The organism is Flavobacterium sp. (assembly GCF_043760115.1).
In the GTDB taxonomy this organism is placed as follows: domain Bacteria; phylum Bacteroidota; class Bacteroidia; order Flavobacteriales; family Flavobacteriaceae; genus Flavobacterium.
The window spans coordinates 1-2,131 of record NZ_JAYUPK010000166.1 but is presented as its reverse complement, the minus strand read 5'-3'; the positions used below and the strand labels follow the sequence as shown (position 1 = coordinate 2,131).

The following is a 2,131-nucleotide window of genomic DNA, read 5'->3' as shown; positions in this document are numbered from 1 at the left end:
CAAATCATAAATTAAATTTAAAATAAATACATAACATCACTTTTACTTTTGTTAATACCAATTTTTTTCATAAAAAAAGTAACATTTTTATTCTCTTTTTGAGTTGTCATTTCAACAAAATCAGTAGAATTTATAATGTAGGAGTTTCCATTTTCATCAAATGCTAAAAGTGTATTTTCTGAGCTTTCGCTGTAGGCAAAATGTTTAGGAGAATAACCGTAATTTCCATCATATTTTAAAATTCCATTTAATCTTTTATCAACTAAATAAATAAATATTGGGTTTATATTTTCGCCTTTTTCATTCAAATATTCTGCATCAACAATAAGAGGATTTTGTAATCTTGAAATTTGATCACAATTGTAAATTCCTAGTTGAGAAATGTTTAGCGATTTGGTTACTTCAGAAGCATTTGTATAAGCAGTTGAAATTTTTTCTTGTTTTTCGTTTTGAATTATTCTCAAACGTTCGTTTTCGGCAATTTGTTTTTGACATTCTTCGTCAAATGTTATTGCTTCATATCTAGTTTGCATTTCAGTTTTATTTTTTTCAAAATAGTTTAACCAATCTTCAATAGAAAGCTCGGTTTCTTTTTCGGTCATAAATTGCTTACTGTTGTTCCAAAAGCAATATAAATTTTCTCTAAAAGGAAATGTTGTAGTAGAGTCGATTGCTTTTATTAAACCATTATAATAATCAATTTTATTTTGTGATAATTGATTTTTAACTAGCAATTTATTTTTTAATCCAGTTAACTTTTTAATTCTTTTTATCTGAACAGAATAACTAGCATTCATGTTTTTTACTTTAGATAACGAGTTAGTTTCATTATTTACTAAATTTATTAATGTAATGTTTAATAATTTTATTTCGTCTGTAGAATCTTTTAATGTTATAGCATATTGATTTTCTGATGTTGGTTTTAATTCGCAAAAAGTAAAAATTTTATCTTCTGAGTTATTTATTTTTATATAATCTTCTCTTGAATTGGTTTGCCAATTAGAATTAGTATAATCAATATTTTCTGCATTATTTTTGACTTTAAATTTAATATTAAAAATCATTTTGGCATTCTCATTTGGAATTATTTTTACACTATATTTAGGGTTTGAATTTTCAATTCGTGTAGTAAAACTATTTATTTTTGATGTAGTTGAAGCAATTTTCTTTTCATACATTTTTATGTTTTCTTTAAAATTGTCATACCTCTTTTTTACTTTTTTATTATTTATAGAATCTTTTTCTTTCTTATAATTTACTTCAGAATTGTATTTAGATAGTATTGATTCTTTGGTAGTTGCAAATTTAGTTCCAACAATTTTTAGCGCCATTAATTGTGAACAAGTATCTTTTGCACACAAATTATAATTATAAGTTTGTTCTCTTACTAAAGTGTCTAGTCCTTTATTTGAAGAAGAATCAGACCAATCTACTTGCGGTGAACTTGTAGCAGTTAGCTTTTTAATTTCGATCCAATTTCTAGAAATAGAATCGTATTTATAAAAATTTATATTAGGTAAATCTTTGGCTAGAGGAAAATCAATAGTAATGTTTGAATCTTTTTTTAAATAAACTGGTTTGCCATTTTGAAATGCTAAAATTTTGTTCATTCCAGCCGAATTAAAATGTACATTTTCTCCATTTTCGTTATGATTCATAGAAATGTCACTCAACACAATATCAATTGGATCTCTGTATTCTATGTAACTAATATCCACTTTTCCAGTAATTGGATTGCCATTTTTATCTACAAATGCATTTTTAGGAATAGTGATTACAGAACCCGATTTGTATTTAATAACTTCTTCATTAGAAGTGTCAATTTTATAAAAATCTTCTTTAAGTTTATGGTTTCCAATGGTTTTTGGCAGAATATTTATTTTTGTAAAAACTAGTTTTACTCTTCTATTTTCGGCTTTACCATCTTCTGTATCATTTGTAGTTTTTGGTTCAAAAAATCCTTTACTAACAATTAGAAATTGCGATTTTAAAAAACCATTTTTTTCTAAATAATTTGCAACTTTATTAGATCTGTTTTGAGATAATTTTTTGTTATAATTACTACTTCCTTCATTATCTGTATGACCAGTAATTGCTATTTTATAACTAAATTTTTCATTTAAAAAAGTTG

1 protein-coding gene is annotated in these 2,131 nt (G+C 24.6%); it reads right to left on the bottom strand.

What is annotated here, in order from left to right:
* Nucleotides 1-17: 17 nt before the first annotated feature.
* Nucleotides 18-2,131: OmpA family protein (locus ACH2BC_RS14010; protein ID WP_395054702.1), on the bottom strand; the 2,114-nt coding region annotated here is incomplete at its 5' end.